21 protein-coding genes, 1 riboswitch and 1 other annotated feature are annotated in these 23,937 nt (G+C 30.3%); of the genes, 17 read left to right on the top strand and 4 right to left on the bottom strand.

The window, feature by feature from the left end; genetic code table 11:
* Nucleotides 1-32 precede the first annotated feature (32 nt).
* The 5 genes from AC4PG3_RS04605 (at nt 33) to AC4PG3_RS04625 (ending at nt 5,047) form a co-directional block, all read left to right on the top strand.
* On the top strand, nt 33-569 hold the full coding sequence (locus AC4PG3_RS04605) for an RNA polymerase sigma factor (RefSeq protein ID WP_492197893.1): 537 nt from the start codon (nt 33-35) through the stop codon (nt 567-569).
* Nucleotides 559-870 carry a hypothetical protein gene (locus AC4PG3_RS04610; RefSeq protein WP_492197894.1) on the top strand — a complete coding sequence of 104 codons (312 nt, stop codon included), beginning with the start codon at nt 559-561 and terminating at the stop codon, nt 868-870. Before AC4PG3_RS04605 ends, AC4PG3_RS04610 begins: the two co-directional genes overlap by 11 nt.
* Nucleotides 867-3,056 (top strand): tetratricopeptide repeat protein, encoded by a 2,190-nt coding sequence (locus AC4PG3_RS04615; RefSeq protein ID WP_492197895.1) that lies wholly within the window; start codon nt 867-869, stop codon nt 3,054-3,056. The genes AC4PG3_RS04610 and AC4PG3_RS04615 overlap by 4 nt, the downstream gene beginning before the upstream one ends.
* A gap of 94 nt (nt 3,057-3,150) precedes the next feature.
* On the top strand, nt 3,151-3,741 hold the full coding sequence (locus AC4PG3_RS04620; RefSeq protein ID WP_492197896.1) for a PepSY domain-containing protein: 591 nt from the start codon (nt 3,151-3,153) through the stop codon (nt 3,739-3,741).
* Nucleotides 3,742-3,919: 178 nt separating this feature from the next.
* Nucleotides 3,920-5,047, top strand: a complete 1,128-nt coding sequence (locus tag AC4PG3_RS04625) for a site-2 protease family protein (RefSeq protein ID WP_492197897.1) — start codon at nt 3,920-3,922, stop codon at nt 5,045-5,047.
* A gap of 8 nt (nt 5,048-5,055) precedes the next feature.
* Here the strand turns inward: AC4PG3_RS04625 and AC4PG3_RS04630 are convergent, their stop codons facing one another.
* Nucleotides 5,056-5,574: a nitroreductase family protein gene (locus tag AC4PG3_RS04630; protein WP_492197898.1), complete on the bottom strand. Its 519-nt coding sequence runs from the start codon at nt 5,572-5,574 to the stop codon at nt 5,056-5,058.
* Nucleotides 5,575-5,845: 271 nt separating this feature from the next.
* On the opposite strand from AC4PG3_RS04630, the gene AC4PG3_RS04635 reads away from it, so the two are divergent.
* A complete protein-coding gene (locus AC4PG3_RS04635; RefSeq protein WP_492196428.1) occupies nt 5,846-7,024 on the top strand; it encodes an IS110 family RNA-guided transposase in 1,179 nt (392 codons plus the stop codon).
* A 388-nt stretch (nt 7,025-7,412) separates the two neighbouring features.
* Entirely contained in the window at nt 7,413-8,840 is a 1,428-nt protein-coding gene (locus AC4PG3_RS04640) for an NAD(P)/FAD-dependent oxidoreductase (protein WP_492197899.1), read from the top strand.
* A gap of 31 nt (nt 8,841-8,871) precedes the next feature.
* Here the strand turns inward: AC4PG3_RS04640 and AC4PG3_RS04645 are convergent, their stop codons facing one another.
* Both AC4PG3_RS04645 and AC4PG3_RS04650 read right to left on the bottom strand, forming a co-directional pair.
* A complete protein-coding gene (locus AC4PG3_RS04645) occupies nt 8,872-10,674 on the bottom strand; it encodes a heme NO-binding domain-containing protein (protein ID WP_492197900.1) in 1,803 nt (600 codons plus the stop codon).
* Nucleotides 10,675-10,915: 241 nt separating this feature from the next.
* Nucleotides 10,916-11,107 carry an H-type small acid-soluble spore protein gene (locus AC4PG3_RS04650; RefSeq protein ID WP_492197901.1) on the bottom strand — a complete coding sequence of 64 codons (192 nt, stop codon included), beginning with the start codon at nt 11,105-11,107 and terminating at the stop codon, nt 10,916-10,918.
* Between the two features lie 234 nt (nt 11,108-11,341).
* A riboswitch (cobalamin riboswitch) is annotated at nt 11,342-11,515 on the top strand.
* 133 nt (nt 11,516-11,648) lie between these two features.
* Between AC4PG3_RS04650 and AC4PG3_RS04655 the strand changes: the two genes are divergently transcribed.
* Genes AC4PG3_RS04655 through AC4PG3_RS04665 form a run of 3 tightly spaced genes read left to right on the top strand, consistent with a single transcriptional unit; the run spans nt 11,649 to nt 15,068 of the window.
* Nucleotides 11,649-12,863 carry an ABC transporter substrate-binding protein gene (locus tag AC4PG3_RS04655; RefSeq protein ID WP_492197902.1) on the top strand — a complete coding sequence of 405 codons (1,215 nt, stop codon included), beginning with the start codon at nt 11,649-11,651 and terminating at the stop codon, nt 12,861-12,863.
* A 28-nt stretch (nt 12,864-12,891) separates the two neighbouring features.
* A complete protein-coding gene (locus AC4PG3_RS04660) occupies nt 12,892-13,905 on the top strand; it encodes a FecCD family ABC transporter permease (RefSeq protein ID WP_492197903.1) in 1,014 nt (337 codons plus the stop codon).
* On the top strand, nt 13,902-15,068 hold the full coding sequence (locus tag AC4PG3_RS04665; protein WP_492197904.1) for an ABC transporter ATP-binding protein: 1,167 nt from the start codon (nt 13,902-13,904) through the stop codon (nt 15,066-15,068). The genes AC4PG3_RS04660 and AC4PG3_RS04665 overlap by 4 nt, the downstream gene beginning before the upstream one ends.
* A 77-nt stretch (nt 15,069-15,145) precedes the next feature.
* Here AC4PG3_RS04665 and AC4PG3_RS04670 read toward each other — a convergent pair whose 3' ends face one another.
* Nucleotides 15,146-16,303, bottom strand: a complete 1,158-nt coding sequence (locus AC4PG3_RS04670) for an iron-containing alcohol dehydrogenase (RefSeq protein WP_492197905.1) — start codon at nt 16,301-16,303, stop codon at nt 15,146-15,148.
* Nucleotides 16,304-16,551: 248 nt separating this feature from the next.
* Between AC4PG3_RS04670 and AC4PG3_RS04675 the strand changes: the two genes are divergently transcribed.
* The 7 genes from AC4PG3_RS04675 to AC4PG3_RS04705 all read left to right on the top strand — a co-directional run bounded on the left by AC4PG3_RS04675 (nt 16,552) and on the right by AC4PG3_RS04705 (nt 23,905).
* Entirely contained in the window at nt 16,552-17,157 is a 606-nt protein-coding gene (locus AC4PG3_RS04675; RefSeq protein WP_492197906.1) for a DNA-3-methyladenine glycosylase family protein, read from the top strand.
* A gap of 135 nt (nt 17,158-17,292) precedes the next feature.
* Complete coding sequence (locus AC4PG3_RS04680) at nt 17,293-17,625, top strand: PadR family transcriptional regulator (protein ID WP_492197907.1); 333 nt, start codon at nt 17,293-17,295, stop codon at nt 17,623-17,625.
* Complete coding sequence (locus AC4PG3_RS04685; protein WP_492197908.1) at nt 17,618-18,277, top strand: DUF2812 domain-containing protein; 660 nt, start codon at nt 17,618-17,620, stop codon at nt 18,275-18,277. The genes AC4PG3_RS04680 and AC4PG3_RS04685 overlap by 8 nt, the downstream gene beginning before the upstream one ends.
* 69 nt (nt 18,278-18,346) lie before the next feature.
* Nucleotides 18,347-18,595, top strand: a binding site (T-box leader).
* A gap of 59 nt (nt 18,596-18,654) precedes the next feature.
* Entirely contained in the window at nt 18,655-20,190 is a 1,536-nt protein-coding gene (locus tag AC4PG3_RS04690; protein WP_492197909.1) for a Na+/H+ antiporter NhaC family protein, read from the top strand.
* Between the two features lie 9 nt (nt 20,191-20,199).
* Nucleotides 20,200-21,582 (top strand): argininosuccinate lyase, encoded by a 1,383-nt coding sequence (gene argH, locus AC4PG3_RS04695; RefSeq protein ID WP_492197910.1) that lies wholly within the window; start codon nt 20,200-20,202, stop codon nt 21,580-21,582.
* A gap of 80 nt (nt 21,583-21,662) precedes the next feature.
* Nucleotides 21,663-22,571 carry a purine-nucleoside phosphorylase gene (locus AC4PG3_RS04700; RefSeq protein ID WP_492197911.1) on the top strand — a complete coding sequence of 303 codons (909 nt, stop codon included), beginning with the start codon at nt 21,663-21,665 and terminating at the stop codon, nt 22,569-22,571.
* Nucleotides 22,572-22,615: 44 nt separating this feature from the next.
* Nucleotides 22,616-23,905, top strand: coding sequence for an amidohydrolase (locus AC4PG3_RS04705; protein ID WP_492197912.1), 1,290 nt, complete (start codon nt 22,616-22,618; stop codon nt 23,903-23,905).
* Nucleotides 23,906-23,937 lie beyond the last annotated feature (32 nt).

Below are 23,937 nucleotides of genomic sequence, written 5' to 3' on the forward strand. Positions count from 1 at the left end.
ATATAGTCTAATAGATGTAAGGGGGAAGAAGTTTGGGAGAAAAAGAATTAATAAAGGCATTAAAAAGATGTAAAGAAGAAGCATACAGGGAACTCATAGATATTTATGGAAATAAACTCCTTAAAACTTGCTTTCTTATGATAAAAGATGAAAAAGAAGCTGAAGATATAGTACAGGATACATTTGTAAAAGTTTTTAAACATATTAAAGGATTTAAGGGAAACAGCTCACTATATACTTGGATATATAAAATACTACAAAATACTATAAGAGACAGATATCGAAATAAAATCATTACAGTACCCTATGAGGATTATAATGGTAGTGAATATAATATGGAAGAGATTATAATAGATAAAGAAAATAAAGAGATTTTAAAAGAAGAGTTAAATAAAATTAACTTTATATATAAACAAGTATTAGTACTTTTTTACTTTGATGACTTTAGTATAAAAGAAATTAGTGAGATATTAAATGAAAAGGAAGGTACTATAAAAAGTAAATTATCCAGGGGTAGGAAGATACTAGGCGAAAGTTTAAGTAAGGGAGGAAAAATAAATGAATTATAAGGATTCCATGGGAAATGAAATAAAGAATATACTTGAAGAAGAAAGTATAGATTTGAAATTATCTTCTAAGACTGTAGATAGTATTATGGGAAGTAGAAAAGTTAGTTTACTGGAGAAGGTAAATAATTTCTTAAATATGGAAATTGAAGTCCCACTAACTCCTGCCATAATAGGATTTATATTAATATTAGGAATAAGTATATTTCCTAAGGATTTTATAACTACAGAAAAAGTAGAGATAATAAATTTAAATGGTTCTCAAATCATTATGACAAGTAAGAAAGAGGTGAGTATAAAATGAAGTCAAAGATAAAGATAAAGATAAAGGTCAAGGTCTTAATAGTGTTTGTGTTCTTATCCTTGTTTTCTATACTAATTATAGCACCTATTGTAAATTTAAAAATTGCTACTTATTTAAATAATAAAGGTTCTGAGAATGCAGAGGCCTTTTATAATAATTATATGGCTAGCCCAATAAAGGTAAATGAAAAACAAGGTTTATATGGATACGCAGAAAGTTTAATAAAAGGATTTGAAAAATATCAAATCAAGTTTAGTGGTTGGGGTGGTGGTGAAAATACAGCTCCAGAAAACATGGAAAAGGCAATGGAATTATTTGAAAGTATATTGCTAAAGGATGAAAAAACAAACTACAAAGATGAATATTCTAGTAAATCATATTTAAAACTATTAGATACTAGTATAGCTACATTGGATATGGATAGATTGCTTTATTGGATAGATTGGGGAAAAGATAAGAAAAATGAGGAAATAAAATATTTGAGCAAACTCTATGAAGCCTATTATTATTTTGTACAAAAAGACTATAAAATGTCAAAAGAAATATTAGATGATTTTGATGAACAAGAAATAGATGCAAAATATTATCAATTAATGGGAGATGTGAATTTACATCTAGATAATGTAGAAAAGGCTAAGGAATATTATGAAATCCTAGGGAAAAATGATTCTCAGCTAAAAATTAGTTATTTAAGTGGTTATTTTGGAGGGAGTAATTCATTTTTAGACCAATATGATATTGAAAATCATATAGATAAATCCCAGGGAGAATATAAGGTTAGAGGAAGAGTAAGTCATAATGGCAAGGGGTTACCTTTTGTAGAGGTGTATTTAAACCAAGATATAGGAGTATTTTCCACTGGCGGAGAAATCCCTGATGCCATAACAGATGAGAATGGAGAGTTTGAGACATTAGGATTAAAACAAGGAGTTTATGAAATAGGGATTGGGCTACATCCTTCCCAACTATATAATAGGGTTTTCTTAAGAAAAGATATAAGATCCATAGAATTAAACTCAGATATAGAATTTAACTTTGATTTTGCCACACCAATGGAAATAACCAATCCTAAAGAAAAGGTTGTAATAAAAGATGGAGAAGACCTTCATATATCTTGGGGTGAAGTAATAGGAGCAGATTATTACAAGATAGAATCTATAGGTTTTACTAATCCAAAGGAAAGAGCTGGAGGATTCTCGAGGATTCCATTAAAGGATAAAAATGGAGAGGAGAAATTAAGAAATAATAGCATGAATTTTAATATAAGGAATTTAGATAGAAGAATAGGAATTATTTCCTTTGGAGGAGAAGATGAAGTAGTTAATCCAACGGGAATATTTGCTTCATTCATACCAGGAGCAGAATATCCTATAATAGTTAATGCCTATGATAGAGAAGATAATCTAATAGGTAGTAGTCTTACATTGATAAGTGATTATGAAGATCTTATCAGTGTAGAAATAGATGAAGAGTTAACAGAAGGTGAAAAACTCATATTAGATAAGAAATATGAAGAAGCTATTTCACACTACGAAGATAAATTAATTGAAAATCCAAAGGATAAGGAAGCTTTATTTTATTTAGCTAGATTTTATAGTATAGGATGGAAAAAGGGGAAAAAAGATATTCCAAAAGCACTTAAATATGCTGAAGTATATGATCAGGAGTATAGAGATTATAGTCTTTCCTTTGAAGTAATAGAATTTATGCATAATGATGAAATAAATGAAAATAAAAAATCAGTACAAAAAGTATTAGAAAGAATACCTGAGGAGGATAGGGATACAAAGTATTATAATATAAAAGCTATGTATCATATAACAGAAGGAGACTTTTTAAAGGCAAGAGAAAGTTATGAAAAGGCAACAACATATAGATCTATAAATATAGTTTATATAGATATGTATCTAGAAGACTATGAAAAGGCAATATCTACATTGAATAGTGGAGAAATAAGTCTAATGAAAATGAATACAAGAAAAGTAAATGAAGGTTTAAATAATATGGATAGTGTATCTAAAAAAGACAAAGACTTATTTAAAAAACTATTAAAAACCGCCCTAGATAACAATCTTAATATGGATGAAGAAGAAGCTTTATATAATAAGACTCTTAACTCGGTGGACAGTTTAGAATTGAAAAATGTAATAAAAGAGATAGGTAAGGAAGAATATTGGGATAGATAATATAGATAATTATTATATTCTATGGTACATTTTATTATATATTTCTAATTTCTGGAGAAACTATAGTATACAAACAAAAGAAAGGATGTAATATATGAAGAAAAAATGGATTTTGTCATTTGTATTGATTTTGGCGCTTTCTGTAACTGCTTGTACAATGGATGATGGAGATACTAAAGATAAAGAAGATCAATCTAATGTAGTAGATGAGACACCTAACTCAGACACAACAAATGAAGGAAATAATAATGTGGCATATGAGGATATAAAATTAACACCTATGGACGCCTTTGATAGCTATATGGAAAAATATCCAGGTACAAAGGTAGAGAAATTAGAATTAGATAAGGATATTGGATCATATCTTTATAAAGTAGAAGGATACAGTGAAGAAAATGAATATGAAATAGAGATAAATCCCATAACTGGAGATATTGTAGAAAAAGATACAGATGTAGATGTAAACTTAGATGAAAAAAGAGAAATTACTAAGGAGCATGTAGAAAAAGTTCAAGATATTGTAGATAAAGCTTTGAACGATGTAGGGAAAGAGGCTAAAATAGATAATTGGACTTTAGAAGTGGATAATGGAATGGTAATAGTAGAAGTAGATATAGAAAAGCAAGGATTAGAGGATGTAGAATATGTTTATGATATAGAGGGGAATTTACTAGAAACAGATTAATAAATTTAGCTTGAAAAGCAAGTAGCTTTTCAAGCTTTTTTAATGAAATTTTTTTATATATTAAATAGTAAAATTCAAATATCTGCTTAAAAAACACCTACTTTAGCTTTGACAGTCTTATTAAAATAGAGTATTATCAAGGAGCAATAATATTTATAATGATAAAGGAGATTAAAGCTTGAAAAAAACTAAGGGGAATAAGAAAACTAAACTATTTAAGTGGTATATAATAATATGTTTATTGATTGGTATATTTATGGGATTTATTAGCTCATATTATCCTAATTTATCCATTATATCTAAATTAGGAGATAATTTATTCCGTTTGAGTTTGTTCTTAATAATATTTATTTTGGCCTTTATAGTGCATATTATATTCCATGAATTAGGACATTTAATCTTTGGATTCCTAACAGGGTATAAGTTTGTATCTTTTAGAGTAGGATCTCTAACATTAGTTATAGAAGATAAGAAATTTAAAATCAAAAAGTATAACATACCTGGAACTGCAGGGCAATGTTTAATGATGCCTCCAGAAATGGAAGGTGAAAAATTTCCATTTGTTATATATAATTTAGGCGGAGTTTTAATAAATTTGATTATTTCAATACTCAGTTTTACACTTCTAAACAAATTAAATTCTCCCTATGACTTAATAGCCTTAGCTTTCTTAGTAGCTGGGATATTTGTAGTTATTACTAATGGCATTCCTTTTAAAATAGGAGGAGTTCCAAATGATGCACACAATATACTTACTATGATAAAAGATAGAGAATCTAGAATGGGTTTTTATATGCAGTTAAAGGTAAATGCCCTTCTAACATTTGGAAAGAGACTAAAGGATATAGACCTTAAAAATTTAGAATTAGACAAAATACAAGATTTATCAAATCCGTTAAATACTAGTGCTAAGCTTATAGAGTATAGTTGGTATTTAGATAAACTAGATATAAAGAAGGCTCATGAAACTTTGAATTCCTTGATTCCATGTCTTTCTAAAATAGTACCTATATATAGAAATGAAATAAATCTTGAAAGAATATTTTTAGAATTAATACAGAATAATGATAAAAAGTATATAGACAGCTTATATAGCAAAAGTCTTAAAAAATATATAAAAGCTGCTAAATTTATGATAAATAAAAAGAGATTTTTAGTAGCATATGAATTATATTATAATGAAAATGAAAAAAGAGCTTTAGAGTATTTCCAAGAATTAAAGGACCTAGCTAAGGATTACCCCGTAAGGGGAGAAGCAGAAATGGAGATTAGTATCTGTGAATGGATGTTTAAAGAAAACTGCTAAAAAGTGCACTAGAATGAATTATAGTGCACTTTTTCAAAACTAAGATCCTTTATATTGTGGGAAGGCTTTTCTTCATCAGGATATCCTATGGCAATCATAGACTCTACAGTATAATTCTCAGGTATATTTAACAGTTCTTTAACTGTATTTTCTATTGGGATTTCTTTTTTATCAAATCTATTTCTAACTTGAATCCAACAAGAACCAAGACCTAATGATTGAGATAAAAGTTGAATAACAATAGACATAATACTAGAGTCTTCTATCCATACATCTGTAGCCTTAGGGTCTGCTGCTACAATTATAGCTAAAGGAGCATTAGATATTGGAGCTGAAGAAGCACCTCTAGTTTCACCAAGTTTGGATAGTATTTTTTTATCATCTACTACTATTAATTCCCAGGGGTTAATCCTTTTTCCAGAGGGAGAAGTAAGAGCTCCTTTTAAGATATTTTCAATGACATCTTTGGGAATACTTTTATTCTTAAACTTTCTTATGCTACGTCTGTTTATTAATAAATCTAACATTTTATACCTCCTCGTATAATAAAGTTATAGTTATTAAACTATAATCTCTTTTCTATCTCACTAATCTTGTGAGATAATAGTTGTACAGATAGGGGTCGTAGTCTACCTCCTTGAAGCGTTGTCTTCCTTAAATAGGGTTACGCCTCTTCTTTACATCCATATGCGAATGAGCTGGATAGTACCTAGTTACTGAATATCTAACGAGGTTGTATTGTGTAAAGTAGAGAGGTTCTAGACTTTATCTGTTAATATTTTAAAAGCTGGTGATTTTATGTTTTATGTTGGTATTGATATTGCTAAGAAAAACCACGAAGCTTCTATTATTAATTCTAATGGTGAGCTTCTCGCTAAAAGTATTTCTTTCTCAAATTCTCAAGCTGGCTGTGCTAAATTAGCAGCTTTACTTGATAAGTTTGAAGCTGATACCTCTAAGGTAATTATTGGTATGGAAGCTACTGGTCATTATTGGGTTAGCCTGTATTCTTATCTAATTGATCTTGGATTTACTGTTTATGTTATCAATCCTATTCAATCAGATGCTTTTAGAAAAATGTATATTAGGCAAACCAAGAATGATTCTAAAGATTCTTTTATCATTGCTCAAATTATGCGTTTCGGACAGTTTTCATCCACATCTTTGGCGAATGAGGATATTATGGCTTTACGTCAATTATCTCGGTATCGCCTTGCCTTAGTAGATGAATGTTCTGATTGGAAACGCAAGTGTATTGCTCTTTTAGATCAAGTTTTTCCTGAATACTCCAAGCTCTTTTCAGATACCTTTGGAGTAACTTCTAGAGAACTTCTTTCAAAATATCCAACTCCTGAAGATATGGTATCTGTTGATACTGATACTCTTACAGTACTTTTATCAGAAGCAAGCAGAGGCCGTTTTGGTTTGTCTAAAGCTTCTGAAATACAAGAATCAGCTATTAATACTTTTGGAGTCAGTTTTGCTAAAGATGCATTTGCATTTCAAATTAAGCAAATTATTGCTCAAATTAACTTTATTGAAGAACAATTAAAAGAACTAGAAATCGAAATTTCAACCTTGCTACATCAAACCAATCAAGTTATCACAACTATTACCGGTATTGGTGATGTTCTTGGAGCCATAATCATTGGAGAAATTGGTGATATCTCACGCTTTGAAACTGCTCCTAAACTTGTTGCTTATGCTGGCCTTGATGTTGCTGTAAAACAGTCTGGTGATTTTGTTGGTACACAGACTAAAATTTCTAAACGTGGTTCTCCGTATCTTCGTAGAGCAATTTGGTTAGCAGCTACAGTAGCTGCATTTAAAGATCCGGCATTATCTGTCTATTATCAGTCACTCAAAGCACGTGGTAAACACCATTTAACTGCAGTTGGTGCAGTTGCTAGAAAAATGTGTAATATTATATTTGCTGTATTGCGTGATAATGAACCTTATGTGCCTGATATCAAGTAACAATCACTTGTATAGCTTATTTATCATCCTAAATTTTGTACACACAGTTTAGGCTTATTTGTTTTGCCTAATTTTACATAAGAATTTATGGCAGGTTCTGTCAAGGGGCTCTTTTTCCCTTGACGGGTTCTGACAGAAATTCTATAATCACAAAGGTAAAATAAATTAAATTATTTATTGACTTTTAATAGCTGGTCTATTATATGTATTACAGATATTATAACATAGATATGTTGAGATGAATAATTAAAACATTGTAAATTTTAAATAAAATAATTTATATAGGGTATCTAAAGTTATAATGAGGGTTCTTAAAAGCTTTTAAGTAAATATGTGAAATTGATAGTACATAGGATACTTAGTAAAAATAGAATTAAGGGGGATTACAATGGAGGATATAGTAATTATAGGCGGAGGAGCAATAGGAACTTCTATTGCCAGGGAATTATCTAAATATGAGCTAGATATACTATTATTAGAAAAGAATACTGAAGTTTGTCAGGAGACAACCAAGGCGAATAGTGCAATTATACATGGAGGATATGATACAAAGCCAGGAACACTAAAAGCTAAATTAAATGTTCAGGGAACATCAATGTATCCTGAATTATCTGAGGAGCTAGAATTTGACTATAAAAATATAGGATCTATGGTTTTAGGGTTTAATCAGGAAGATAAGGATATTTTACAAAAACTCTATGACAGAGGTATAGCAAACAAGGCTAAGGGATTAGAAATAATAGATGGAGATAGAGCTAGAGAAATAGAACCTCTAATATCTAAGGATGTACTTGCAGCCCTTTATTGTACCAGTGCAGGTATAGTAGATCCCTTTAACTATACATATGCTATGATGGAAAATGCAATGGAAAATGGAGTACATTTAAAGACAGAGACAGAAGTATTAGATTTAGAAGAAAGAGAAGATCATATATTAATAAAGACTAATAGTGGAGATTATAAGAGTAGATTTGTCGTAAATGCTGCAGGATTAAATTCTGATAAAGTGGCAAATATGGCAGGAGATTTTGATTTTAAAATTATTCCCACTAAGGGAGTATATAGATTACTTAGGAAAGATAGGAACTTCACTTTGAATAAGGTTTTATTTCAAACACCTTCTCAAAAGGGTAAAGGGGTCTTAGTTACTTCCACATATGAAGGAAATACTATGGTAGGCCCTACATCTGAGATAATTGGAACTATAGACCATACTCCAACAGAAGAAGAATCTTTAGAAACTATAGATAAATTAGGCAAAAGATCTGTAACAAATATAGATTTAAATAAAACCATAAGAGTATTTACAGGGATAAGAGCTAAACCTGATACTGGAGATTTTATGATATATCCATCAAAAAACATGAAGGGTATAGTTCATGTAGGAGGTATAGAATCACCAGGCCTTTCATCTGCTCCAGCCATAGGGGAATATGTAAAGGGAATATTAAATGATATAGGATTAGAATTAAATAAAAAAGAAAATTTTAATCCTAATAGAAAAAGAATTCCTAGGGTATATAGATTAGATGATCATGAAAAACAAGTTTTAACAAAAGAAGATCCTAAATTTAGCGAAAGAATATGCCGATGTGAGATTGTGTCAGAAGGAGAAATAGTAGAGGCAATAAAGAGAGGTGCTGTAACTGTAGATGGAGTAAAAAGAAGAACTAGAGCAGGTATGGGATTTTGTCAGGGGAATCATTGTGGACCCAGGGTTAGAAAGCTACTTTCTAGAGAATTAGGTATAGATGAAAAAGAGATAAAAGAAGAACTTCATGGTTCAGAGATGGTGAAGAAGTATTTAAAAAAATAAAGGCGAGGATTTCCTCGTCTTTATTTTTTATTTATAATATATAGGACTCTAAATCTTCACTAAACTGCATACTTACATTTTTAAACTCATGGATATTTTTAGTCATTTTCTTGATTTCTTCTGTATAATTTTGTATATTGGCAGATGCTTCTTCAGAGGATGCAGAGTTTTCTGTAGCAATAGCTCCCAATGATTCTATCCCTTGAGAGATAGAGTTAATATTATCAGCTTCTTTAGTGAGTTGGGCTATTAGCTCTATAATCAGCTCAGAAACTTGTTTTATGGAATTTATTGAGTCTACATTTTCTTCGGCTACAGAATTAAGTTTGAGATTTTCATTTTCCAAAACATTGTATTGATTTGAAATATCAAATACAAATTCATCTATATCTTTAATAAAGGATTCTAGATTAGAATTAATAGTTTGAACTGCACCCTTAGAGCCCTCTGCAAGATCTCTAATCTCTGTAGCAACAACACTAAAGCCTCGTCCGAACTCTCCAGCTCTTGATGCCTCAATATTTGCATTTAAGGCTAGTAGATTTGTTTGCTCTGCTATTTTTTCTACAGTGGCTACGATGTCTCGTACTTCATTGGCTCTATTTTGTAGGTCTTCTCCTCTAGATCTTACTTGAGAAAACTGTAATAAAACATCATTTAAACTACTTGTAGTAAGCTTTAAGTCTTCGAATCCTTTATTTATAACATTTACAGAGGATTCTAAATCAGTTTTACCCTGATTTTCTTTTTTTACTACTTTGTTCAAAGCTGTAATAGATCTGTTTAACTGGGATGATACTTTTTCTGTTTCATAAGCTTGATTTATAGCCCCTTCTGCAACTTGCTCAATAATAGCAGATATTTCATTTGAAGTAGAGCTCATATTACTTGAAATAGTGCCAAATTTATCAGCAAATACATTTAGTTCATCTGTAGTTCCCTTATGACCTACAAAGTCTGCTTTTATAGATTCTTTTATTTCTCTTATTTTTTCATTAATATCTTCAAAAAAATCATTTGTGGAGATATTATGAATAAAAGAAAAGTCCTTATCTTTTAATTCGTCTAAATAACTTTTAATATATTTTAATGGTTTAAACAGTCCCTTACTAAATAAGAATGGAATCATTGCAGATAGAAGCAAACTGGTTGGTATAGCTATTTTAGTAGGTGCAAATTTAAATAATAATACATTTGGAATTCCTACAAACAAAAGGGAAGCTAGAGCTATTTTCCCTTCCATATTTTTTATAAATCCTAAAGATAAAGCTTTATTTAGGATAAAATTTTTCTTATAGTAGATTTCTTCAGGAAATTTAATACTTAATTTTATAAAGTCATTTGTTTTTTCAATAGTTTCTATTGTAATTTCTTCTTCAAAATATTTACCTGCTCCTTCTAGCATCCCATAAAAATATGAAAACATTCCCCTTGATGAAGAATAGGTCATATGTGCTGTATATTTATCTACAGGTTTTATTCCTAAAATAGGTGGCTTAGCACCAGGTATTCTTTTAGTAACAACTACATGTATATCGTACATTGCTTGAAGAAAAGAATATAGATTTTTGTATCTGAAAAATGCAGGATAAACTTTTGAAAAAGTAATTACATTGTGATTTCCAATAGTTTTCCATATATCATCAGAACTTTTACCTACTTTACCTGCAATATACTCAACAATCCCTAGGGCAACTCTATCTTCAATATCTTCAGAAGGTGTAAAAAATCTATCTTTATCTATATTAAAGTGCGTTAGTGATTCATTAGTTATATTTTCTCCGTAGACTTCTCTACAAGTTTGGACCCATGCTGAAACAATAGTACCTTTCATGATAATTCACTCCTCTAATTATATAAATATCTCATAATATAATAATCGGTTAGAATGTAGGAAATTTTAATGAATATATAAAATACTTTTAAAAAATGATTAATTAAAAACAACTAGTAATAATTAAATTACTAAAATAAAAAATAAATAGTATTCACCTAAATAAATTGGCAAACACTATTTATTTTAATAAAAAGTAATTAAAAAAATATTGTACTACTAATCAAAATAGATATAAATTTTATCTAAGACCAGATCCTTTTGACTCTAATTCGTTTATAGGAACAGTCATTTTTTCACCTGTATCCATTACTGAAACAAGAGCTTCACCTTTTTGTTCGTCTACATGTTCTAACCATACTAATTGATTTTTATAAGTTACTTTCTGATTTTTATCTCCATTTAATATTTTCTGTGCTTTAAATTCTTTCATTAGTCTCCTCCTAATTTTTTTACTTCTAAATTAGTATTAGGAAAATAATATTATATATACAATATAAAAAATGACTATAAAGGTAAAAGTTTTGTAATTATAATTTTAGATAAATAATTTTACATTATAGGAATAATATGTAATATTTTAATTTTAGATTTTGATTTCTTTTAGGGAGGTAAATTTCAATTATTGACATAATAATACATTTAATATATGATTATCAATGTAAAATTTAATATTTAAGCATTAGAAGTCTACTATAGACATTAGGGAAATTGGTTAAATGCCAATACAGCCCCCGCTACTGTAAACATGGACAAGTTCTATAAGCCACTGGTTAAAACTGGGAAGGCAGAAGGAGGATGAAGTGTAAGTCAGGATACCTAACTAATGTTTCACATGATTTTCGGTGGGAAGATTTTGTCGTCGTTACTATATATTATATAAAAAGTAGCCATTGACAATTAAACTCCGAAAGGAGTTTTTTTTATTCCACTATTTAAATTTTATAATAGTTTTAATAAAAAGGAGAGTAAATATGAACAGGAAAAATTGGAAGATAAGAGGGATTATGATAATGGCCTTAATTTTATCATTATCTCTAGTAGCATGTAAAGAAGAATCAAAGGATGATATTGAAACTGGAAATGAAGTGGTTAATGAAGAAGAGTCTAATGGTGGAGAAAGTGAAAAGGTCATTGACGAAAATACAGGCCTAGTTCATGAAGGGAAATTAGAATTAAAATATGCAGAGCATTTTGCAGTAGATTATTATGAAGATGGATACAAAATTGTAACAGATGCGTCTGATAGAAAAGTACTTATAGTTCCAGAGGGAAAAGAAATCCCAGAGATGAAGGAAGAACTACCTGTAATTCAACAACCAGTAGACACTTTTGCAGTATACTCTACTATAGATCCATCATGGTTGAGACCAATTGATGAAGTAGATAGAATAGTTGCAGTAACTTATGAAGAAGAAAAATGGAAAATAGAAGATATGGCTGAAAGAGTAAAAAATGGAGATGCAAAGTATGTAGGTAAAAGTAGTGCTTTAGACTATGAATTGTTGCAATCAATAAATCCAAGTGTAAACTTATTATCTAAGTCAAGTGAAGAGAAATTATTTCCTAAGTTTGATGAATTAGGATTAAAATATTTAAGCATGGGGTCATATATTGAAGATGATCCAAGGGGAAGATTAGAGTGGACTAAATTTATAGCTGCTTTACTAGACAAAGAGGAAGAAGCGGAAGAATATTTTGAAGAAGAATTAGCTAGAATAGACGCAGTAGCTAAAAAGATTGAAGAGAGTACAGATGAGAAACCAAAAGTAACTATGGCCTATTTTTCATCTTCAAAGCAAGCATTTAGAGTTACACATGTACAAGGATATAAAGTGAAAAATATGGAGATGGCAGGAGGAGCATATCATCCAGCAGACTTAGGTGTTGAAGAAAGAGGCTCTACAGGGATGACACCAGAAGAATTTTATAAAACTATGGATGGAACAGACATATTAATATATGACAGTGTTTCTGGACATAGCATACAAAGTTTAGATGATATGTTACAAGCGGCAGATTACCTAGCTGATACAAAGGTATTTCAAGAAGGAAGGGTTTGGGGTCTAAAGAGAAACTTCTGGCAAGTGGGAGAAAAAGTAGCAGATATGACAGAAGAATATTATGATATATTCTATACTCCACATGGAGAAATAGAAGAGACAGAGTATTTTTATTTAATGAAATAAATAATATAAAAGATTAGGAGTAGATATAGTGAAAAAAATTAGAACACCAATTATTTTTCTAGTATTAATTTTACTACTTATTATATCTGTAGGTATCAATATTAGAAAAGGGTCAGTAGAATTGAATTTAAAAGATCTAATGGATACTATATTTAATGATAGGGAACTTTCTACAATGGAATCAAATATATTATTTAAAATAAGAATACCAAGAATATTAAGTGCAGTATTATTTGGAGGAGCATTGTCCATAGCTGGATTTTTGCTCCAAACTTTTTTTAAAAACCCAATAGTAGGGCCCTTTGTATTAGGTATATCTTCAGGAGCTAAATTATTTGTTGGATTTTTTATACTAACATCAGCAACATTACCATTTATAGATTTAGGACCCTTTAGATTATTTTTAGTTTCCTTTGCAGGAAGTATGTTAGCTATGCTACTAGTATTGTTTTTTGCTAAGTCAGCAGATAGTATAACTGTACTTATTGTCATAGGCATTATGATAGGTTATATTGCATCAGCTGGAACAAATTTTATGATTACATTTGCATCTGAAAATGATATTGCAAGTTTACATAATTGGTCCCAGGGTAGTTTTTCTGCTGTTACATGGGACATGTTAAAACTATCCATGTGGATAATACCTCCTACTATAATTTTTACTTTTTTCTTATCTAAACCCTTAGAAGCATATTTGCTGGGAGAAAATTATGCAAAGAGTATGGGGATAGATATAAAGATGTTTAGATTTTTATTGATCACTTTATCTAGTATGCTTTCAGCTTGTGTTACAGCGTTTGCTGGACCAATATCCTTTGTAGGTATTGCAGTACCTCATTTAACTAGATTGACAACCAAGACTTCAAACCCTAGGATATTGATACCTGCTATATTTTTATTAGGTGCTAGCTTTACTTTATTGGCAGATTATTTTGCGAGGACCCTATTTTCTCCTACAGAACTTACTATAAGTACAGTTACTTCTTTCATAGGGGCACCTTTAGTTATATGGCTTATGGCTAATAGGAGGAAGAGAGTATGAGTTTTTTACAATCGAAAAATTTAAAAGTAGGTTATTCTAAAAAAACAGTTGTAGAAGATGTTAATTTTGATTTAAAAAAAGGAGAAATACTTTGTCTACTAGGACCTAATGGAAGTGGTAAGTCTACTATATTAAAATCTATTACAGACCATTTGAGAATCTTAGGTGGATCTCTTTGTATATTAGAAAGAGAATTAAATTGTATGAAAGCAAAACAAAGAGCCAAGGAAATGTCTGTAGTTCTTACTGAGAGAATTGCTCCTGAGATGATGACAGCCCTAGAAATTGTATCCATAGGTAGATATCCTCATACTAATCACCTGGGTAAACTTAGTAAGAAAGATAGAGAAATAATAGAAGAATCTATTAATATTGTAAATGGACAAAGTTTAAAAGATAAAGAATTCAAAGCTTTAAGTGATGGTGAAAAACAAAGAATAATGATAGCTAGGGCTATCTGTCAAGAAGCGGATACAATGGTATTGGATGAGCCTACTTCCTATCTAGATATTAGATATAAGATAGAGCTTTTAAATATATTGAGTAAATTATCTATAGAAAAGAAAAAGACTATAATTATGTCTCTCCATGAAATAGATTTAGTTTCTAAAATTGCAGATAAGGTAATATTGATTAAAGATGGAAAAATATTTAAATATGGTCCACCAGAGGAAGTTATAACTGATAAGGCGATAGAGGAGGCCTATAATTTAAGCTCGGGTTGTTTTAATACTATATTGGGAAATGTTGAGCTTCCAAAATCAACTGAAAAAGCAAAAGTCTTTGTAGTTGGTGGAGGAGAAAAGGCAAATATTCTATATAGGGGTTTAAATAAGAAAAATATTGGGTTTTATAGTGGTGTATTGTTTAAAAATGATATGGCATTTAATATATCCAAGTCTTTAGCCAATGAAACCATTGTGGAAGACAGTTTTATAGATATTAGAATGGATAAAATAAATAAGGGGAAAGAGTATATAAATAAATGTAAATATGTTATTGATTTAGGTGAAAGTTTAGAAGGCATAAATAGTGGAAATAGAGAACTATTAAACTATGCTTTTGAAAATGGAATTGAGATACTTTCTTTAAGAGGAGAAGACTTAGGATTAAATGAAAAGAGATTAGATACTATATCTAAAATTATAGAAGAAATAAAATAAAATCACTTGTCAAAGTTTAATTAATTTTGACAAGTGATTTTAAATATAATAGTATTTTTAAGGTTTTAGGTGTAATATTATTCTGTTATATCATTTTCATAATATGCAGATTTATATATCATCTCTATAGCCTTAGGATCGCATGTTCTAGGATTAGTTAATGTACAAGGATCATCAAAGGCATTCTTACTCATTCTCTCTAGGACTTCCTTGAATTTATCTTCAGGAATATCTACTTCAGTTACATCTTTAAAGTTTAGAGGAATATTTAATTTCTTATTTAATTCTTTTATCTCTTCAGATAAATCTTTTATACCTAATTCTTTTTCTAATCTATCAAATTTATCTGTTGATTTTCTATTGTATTGAATTATATAGGGAAGTAATATAGCATTAGTTAGGCCGTGAGTTATTCCAAATTCTCCACCTATTTTATGTGCTAGACTATGGATTAAACCAAGAGATGCATTTGTAAAGGCCATACCTGCCATAGCAGAGGCATTATGCATATTATTTCTAGCTTCCATATTATTTCCATTGTTATAAGCTTCAACTAGATTATCAAAGACTAATCTAATAGCTTGTATAGCTAAGGCATCAGTATAAGGAGATGCTGCAGTAGATACATAAGCTTCAATGGCATGAGCAAGCACATCCATACCTGTATTGGCAGTTATATGCTTAGGCATTTTTGAAGGTATTGCAGGATCAAGTATAGCTATATCTGGTGTTATCTCTCCTGAAACTAGAGGATACTTTATATGGTTTTTGGTATCAGTTATTACAGAAAAAGCTGTGATTTCTGAAGCTGTACCACTAGTAGACGGAATGGCTACAAATTTAGCTTTATTTCTAAGTTTTGGAATTGTACCTGGTTCTATTATTTCTTCAAATTTCAAATCAGGATACTCATAAAAAGTCCACATTATTTTTGCAGCATCTAATGCGGAACCTCCACCTATTGCAACTATCCAATCAGGCTCAAAATCTATCATAACTTGAGCACCTTTTTTTACTGTTTCTATGGATGGATTTGCTTCAACACTGTCAAATATCTCAACTTCCATATTGGCTTTTTCAAGTTGTGATTTTGCTTCATCTAAAAACCCAAATTTTTTCATAGATCTTCCACCAGTTACAAGTATTGCTTTTTTACCTTCTAAACCAGATAAATATTCTAATGCATTTTCTCCAAAGACTATATCCTTTGGAATTCTAAAATAACTTAAAGGCATAATATCACTCTCCTAAAATTTCTTATCTGTAATTGTTAATTTTTTTACAACGTAGATACTACCATATAGCTAGAAAAATGTCAATACACTATCTAAAACACTGTTAAATGCTTAAGATCCCATTATTAGTCTTTAAATCTCCTGATTTTGACAAATTGGTTAAAATACGGTACTATTTATTTTAGATGAATTAGGATATCTGATATTTGTAAATGGATGCTTGGAGAATAAATAAAAAGGAGTTGCCTATGAATTACTATAAATATACTAAGAAAGAAATAAACTACTTAAAAGAAAAAGATCCAATATTAGGCAAAGAGATAGATAAAATAGGTATGATCCAAAGGGAAATAGACCAAGATATATTTTCAGCACTAATTTCCAGCATAATAAGCCAACAAATATCTACTAAAGCAGCTCTTACAGTAAAGAGTAAATTAATAGACTTAGTATGTGAAATTACCCCGAAAAATATGTATAAGTTAGAAGCAGAAGAGATACAAAAATGTGGTATGTCTATGAGAAAAGCAGATTATATAAAGGGGATATCCGATGCAGCTATTTCAAATACTATAGATTTTAATGATCTTCATAATCTACCAGATGAAGAAGTAATAAAAGAGCTTATATCACTTAAGGGTGTTGGAGAATGGACTGCCCAGATGCTACTTATACATTCCTTACAAAGACCAGATATACTCAGCTATAAAGATTTAGGTATTCGTAGAGGTATAATGAGATTATATGGTTTAGAGGATTTATCAAAGGAAGAGTTTGAAGTATATAAAAATAGATATACCCCTTATGGAACTGTGGCATCTTTGTATTTATGGGAAATATCAAGTAGAGAATAAAAATAAACAGCTTATCAATATCAAATTTGGTAAAGCTGTTTATTTTTTTATGTTGAAGATACTAATTGACACGTACTACGCAACACGATATAATAAAAGAAAACACTACTACGTATAGTGTAATAGAGGTGCTATATGAATAAAAAACAAGAACCATTAACTGAAACAGCTTTTTTAATATTGTTGTCTATGTTTGAGGCAAATCATGGCTATGGTGTTATGCAATTTGTAGAGAAGAAAACTAAAGGTAGGGTAGTTTTTGGACCAGGAACACTTTATGGAGCTATAAACAATTTACATAAAAAAGGGTGGATAGAACCGTGCCTACAAGGCCCTAATGAGAGGAAAAAGGATTATATCATCACAGATAAAGGAAAGGATCAAGTTAAGAATGAGATTTCCCGGATAAAGGAGATTTATGAAATAGGAGTGGAAATTCTAAATAATAGAGGTGGGAAAAATGATTAGGAAGTTTAAAATTTTCTTTAGTCCTATACACAGTTTAGAGCAGTGGTTAAATAAAATGTCTGATAAAGGCTATAAGCTTATTAAAACAGATGGTTTATTTTATTATTTTAAAGAATGTGAAAAAGAGAAATATGTATATGCTATAGATTATGTGGCGAATAAGTCAATTTCTGAACTTGAAAATTATGAAGATTTTTTAAAAAAATCAAATATAAGATGTATAGAAAAACCAGCAAGTATTGGGAAAGTTTCCATGGGAAATATAAGATGGAGACCATATGCAGATAAAGGTGCAAGAATAGCAACTTCTAAAGGAATGATAAAAAGAGAATTTTTAATTCTAGAAAAGGAGAATGATAAAAAACCTTTTGATATATATACAAATATACAAGACAAAATTAATGCTCTAAAGATTAGAAGAAAGCCTATTATCATGATGATATTTTTTATTGGAATAATGTTGTTAATTACTAATATAAATAATATTCCACAATATAGAGTTTCTTTGCTCAAATTTGATTTATTTCCAAAAACAAGTAAAATATTATCCTTAATTATATTTGGAATAATAGAGGTGTTACTATTTATAAATTTAATTAAATTTACTTTAAAAATTAGCCAACTTAAAAGACAAGGTAAGATACATGAATGAAGAATAAATTTAAAATTACAAAATAAAGTCCTTTACTTTTATAATACTTTAGTGTAAAATAATCAATAAAATAAAACGATGAAAAGAAAAGTAGCTTTAAAACGACTTTACAGCGAGTTCTATTTGGTGGAAGAGAACAAAGTGGATTAAAGTGAAGAGGATCTTTGAGTTTTGCACTGAAATTTAGTAGGCTGCAACAGGTTCACCTGTTATAGTGATAGAGTATAATCATATTATTTATGATGTACTTAATGAGGCTTGTATTGTGAGATACGAGTAAAATAGGATGGTAACGCGAAATATACTCTCGTTCCTAAGAATAGATTCTTAGGAGTGAGAGTTTTTTTATTTATAAAATTAAAAAAGGAGGAGATAGTATGGATTATGGATTTTTATCAGTTATACCAGTAATATTGGCTATAGGATTTGCCATAGCTTTTAAAAATGTAGTATTAGCATTATTTGTAAGTGTATTTGTAGGAGTACTTATATTAGTAGGAGGCTCGCCTATAGAAGCAGTTACCACAATGATAAAGGAATATTATTTTATGCAGCTTCAAGATTCATATAATGCTGGAGTATTAGTATTGTTAGTATTTATAGGTGGATTTATAGCTCTTATGGAAAAGTCTGGTGGAGCTGCTGCCTTTGCAACAAAGGTATCAAAGATAATAAACAACAGATTTAAAGTCCAAATTGCAGCTTGGTTAGGTGGAATTATGATATTTTTCTCAGACTTAGGTACACCTCTTATAATAGGACCTATATTTGAACCCTTATTTGATAAGCTAAGAGTTTCTAGGGAAAAATTAGCTTGGATATTAGATTCTACAGCATCTCCTATAGCAGTATTAGTTCCTTTTATTGGATGGGGCGTATATATAATGGGGCTAATTCAAAAAGAATATGATGCCCTAGGAATAGCTGAATCAGATTGGACAGCGTTTATAAAATCTATACCTTTTAATCTCTATTCAATACTTGCTATGATTATGGTTCCTATAGTTGCATACACAGGTTTTGAATTTAGTGCAATGGCTAAGGCGGAAAAGAGAATGCAGGAGACTGGAGTGAAGTACTGGGAAGGCTCGAATCCTATGAGAAAATCAGATGATGAAGAAATAGTAGAAAGCAAAGCCAGTCTTATATGGATACCTCTTTTAGTTCTTATGGTTACTATGTTTGGGATACTTATACCTCTAGGATTTCCCTTCCAAAAGGTAGCAGGTAGCGAATTTAGAACAGCCCTTAGTACAGGATACCTATTTGCAGCCATAGTATTAATGGCAATGATGGTAATAAATAAGGTAAAGACATTTGATGAAACCTTTAGTATATATTCTAAGGGGATGAGTAAAATGATGTATGTTGCAGTGATATTAGTCCTTGCATGGTCACTTAGTTCGGTTAGTAAGGCACTTGGAACTTCAGAATATATAATTAGAGTAACTCAAGGGAATATGCCAGCATGGCTACTTCCAGGAGTAGTATTTTTAATAGGTGCAGTACTTTCTTTTGCAACAGGTTCATCATGGGGAGCATTTGCTATAATGATGCCTTTAGTAATTCCTATGGCAGTAGTAATAAATTCACCAGTACACGCTTGTATCGGTGCAGTCCTTGCAGGTGGGATGTTTGGAGATCATTGTTCACCTATATCTGATACAACTATATTGTCTTCATCAGGTACAGGTTGTGACCATGTAGATCATGTCAAGACTCAGCTTCCATATGCATTATTAAATGGATTTGTATCATTTATAGGATTTATTATTGCAGGTTTTACAGGAAGTCCAATAACCCTATTAATATCTATAGTATTATTTGTTATAATGATAATGATAGCTTCTAAATTAAGGGGGTATAAAATCAAAAATACAACCATAGAAGAAATAGAGGCAATGAACAAATAGGAGGATAAGATGAAGAGTTTGTGGAGTGGAAGATTTGAAAAGGCAATGGATAATTTAGTAGCAGAGTTTAATGCATCCATTTCTAAAGACCAGATACTGTATAAATATGATATTGAAGGAAGTATAGCCCATGTTACTATGCTAGAAACTAAAGGCTTAGTATCAAAAGAAGAAAGAGATACAATAATACAGGGTTTAAAAGATATAGAAGAAGAAATTGAAAGTGGAGAGATAGAGTTTAGCTTTAGAGATGAAGATATTCATATGGCTATTGAGACAAGGCTTATAGAAAATATAGGAGATGTAGGGAGGAAACTTCATACTGGAAGAAGTAGAAATGATCAAGTAAATGTAGATGTACGAATGTATCTAAAGGATGAGATATATGAGATACTAGAATTGTTAAAGGAGTTTTCTATAGTAATAGTTGATAAGGCAGAGAAGAATATAGATAAATTGATGCCAGGTTTTACTCATCTACAACATGCTCAGCCTATAAGTATAGGATTTCATTTGATGGCATATTTTCAACAGTTTAAAAGGGATATTGAAAGGCTTGAAGATTGTTTAAAAAGAGTAGATTATAATCCACTTGGAGCAGGGGCATTGGCAGGGACTACTATTCCAATAGATAGGGAAATTACGACTAAACTACTTGGATTTAAAAATACTACAGAAAATGCAATGGATACAGTGGCAGATAGAGATTTTGTAGTTGAGTTTATTTCCTTTGCATCTATATGTATGGCACATTTAAGTAGATTTTCTGAAGAGTTTATTATATGGAATTCTCAAGAGTTTAACTTTATAGATATAGATGATAGCTTTTGTACAGGTAGTAGCATCATGCCTCAAAAGAAAAATCCAGATATGCCAGAATTAATTCGTGGTAAGACTTCAGGTATATACGGAAATCTTATGAGCATATTGACATTAATAAAAGGTCTACCAATGGCATATAATAAGGATTTTCAAGAAGACAAAAAGATATTATTTGATACGATTGCTACGGTTAAAAATTGTATTTTAATATTTTCAAATATGTTAAAACATAGTGAATTCAAATATAAAAATATTGAAAAACATATGAATGAAGGATTTTTAAATGCTACAGATTTGGCAGAATCTTTAGTAATTCAAGGAATACCATTTAGGACTGGACACGAATTAGTAGGGAAGATGGTAAAATACTGTGAAGAAAAATCCATATCTCTTGAAGATATTAAAAAAGAAGATTTAAAATCAATAGATGAGAGATTAGAGGGAATTGAATTAATAGATTTAGATAATTATTCATGTATACAAAGAAGAAAGTCTTTTGGAGGAACAGCTCCAGAGGAAGTAATAAGACAAATTAAAGTAGCTAGAGAATTTTTAAATACAATAAATTAACAAATAAAATACCTTTTAGTGCCTACTAAATGGTATTTTTATTTAATTAATTTTAAAAAGATTGTTTGGGAAAATTTCATATGATACAATCTACTCAGAAAGTTACAAATACAGCTGGAGAAACAGAGAGATTTATAATAAATAATTTTAAAAAAGGAGATGAAAAGATGAAGTATAGTTATGAATATTTTAAAAAAAGTGCAGATTACATACTTAGTAAGATTGATTTTAAGCCAGAAATTGCTTTGATATTAGGATCCTGTCTAGGAACTTTATCAGAAGAAATTGAAAACCCTATAGTTGTAGATTATAAAGATATACCAAATTTCTTAACAACTACAGTTCAGTCTCATGCTGGAAAGTTAATTTTGGGAGAATTAAATGGGAAAAAAGTTGTATGTATGTCTGGTAGATTTCACTACTATGAAGGATATGATTTTGAACAACTAGTTACTCCTATAAGGGTATTCCACCTATTAGGAGTTAAGACGGTCATTCTTACAAATGCAGCTGGGGCAGTTAACACTTCATACAAACCAGGTGACATTATGATAATAAAAGATCATATAAAGATAATGGGAGCAAGTCCAGTGAGGGGCAAAAATATTGAAGAATTTGGACCAAGATTCTTTGATATGACACAAGTTTATGATAAAGGATATAGAGAATTAGCTAAGAAAAAGGCAGGAGAGCTTGAGTTAGAGATTAAAGAAGGTGTTTATTTTTATTGTATGGGACCTCAATTTGAGAGTCCTTCAGAGATAAAATTAATAAGGACATTAGGTGGAGATGCAGTAGGTATGTCTACAGTTACAGAGGTCATAACAGCAGCACATTGTGGAATGAAAGTATTAGGGCTTTCCCTTATGACAAATATGGGGGCAGGAATCTTAGATGAGCCGATTACCACAGATGAGGTTGATGAAATTGCTGGTAAATCTGTAAAGGAATTTAAGTTATTACTTAGAGAAATAATAAAAGAAATGTAATGTGATTAATTATTAGTTAAAGTCAATAGTAGAGGATGAAGATTATGTTATTTAAAGATATTAATTTTGTTGATGAGAATTATGAGATTCAAAAACATATGAATATAGTTACTAAAGATAATAAAATAATTTATATTGGTAAAGAAGTACCAATTGATTATAGTGGAGAGGTATTTGATGGGAAAAATAAGGTTGCAGTTCCTGGATTGTTTAATACCCATTGCCATATACCTATGACAATACTTAGAGGTTATGGTGATGGTTTGCCTCTTCATAGATGGCTTCATGAAAAGATGTTTCCTTTTGAAGCAAAGCTTACTCCAGAAGATTGCTATTGGGCAGCTAAATTAGGGGCAATAGAGCTGATTAAAAGTGGAGCAGTTTCATTTTCAGATATGTATTTCAATATAGAAGATATTGTTCGTGCAACAAAAGATAGTGGTTTAAAGGCAAATATTTGCCATGGGATTTCTTCGTTTACTGAAGGGGAAAACTACAAAAACTTAAAGGGATATAGAGATACGGAAAATCTGTATGAAATTTTAAAGCAAGATCCAAATGATAGTATCCGTATTGATGTGGGACTTCATGCTGAGTATACATCAATACAGGGTCTAGTTCAAGAAGTTGCAGAGTTGGCAAAATCAAAAAATATGATTATACAAACCCATATATCTGAAACTAAAAAAGAACATGAAGAGTGTAAACAGCGTTTTGGAATGACTCCACTAGCCTACTTTGAAAAAAATGGCTTATTAGATCAGCCTCTAACAGCAGCTCATTGTGTATGGATTGAAGGAGAAGACTTTGATATCTTGAGAGATAAAGGTGTAACAGTAGCCCATTGTATTTCTAGTAATTTAAAACTTGGAAGTGGATTTGCTCCTATCAAAAAGATGATGGAAATGGGAGTTAATGTAAGTATAGGAACAGATGGAGCTTCTTCTAATAATAATTTAAATATGATAGAAGAGATGAATTTAGCAGCAATGGCCAATAAGGGAATTACAAATGATCCCCAATTTATGACAACAAAAGAAATTATGAAGTTAGCTACCTACAATGGAGCAATTTCTCAAGGAAGAAAAGATTGTGGAAAGATTAAGGTAGGAAATAGAGCTGATATTGTAGTATTTGATATAGATAAGCCACATCTACAACCTATCCATGACATATTATCAAACATTGTATTCTCAGCTCAATCAGATGATATTTGTCTTTCAATGATCGACGGGAAGATTGTATATAAAAATGGAGAACTTATTACAATGGATGTGGAAAGAGTTATTCATGAGGTAAATAATAGAAGCAAAAGAATACTAGCAGAATTATAAAAAGATTGAATATAAACTTTAAAGGAGGGGAG

Source organism: Tissierella sp. QWL-11 (assembly GCF_058683765.1).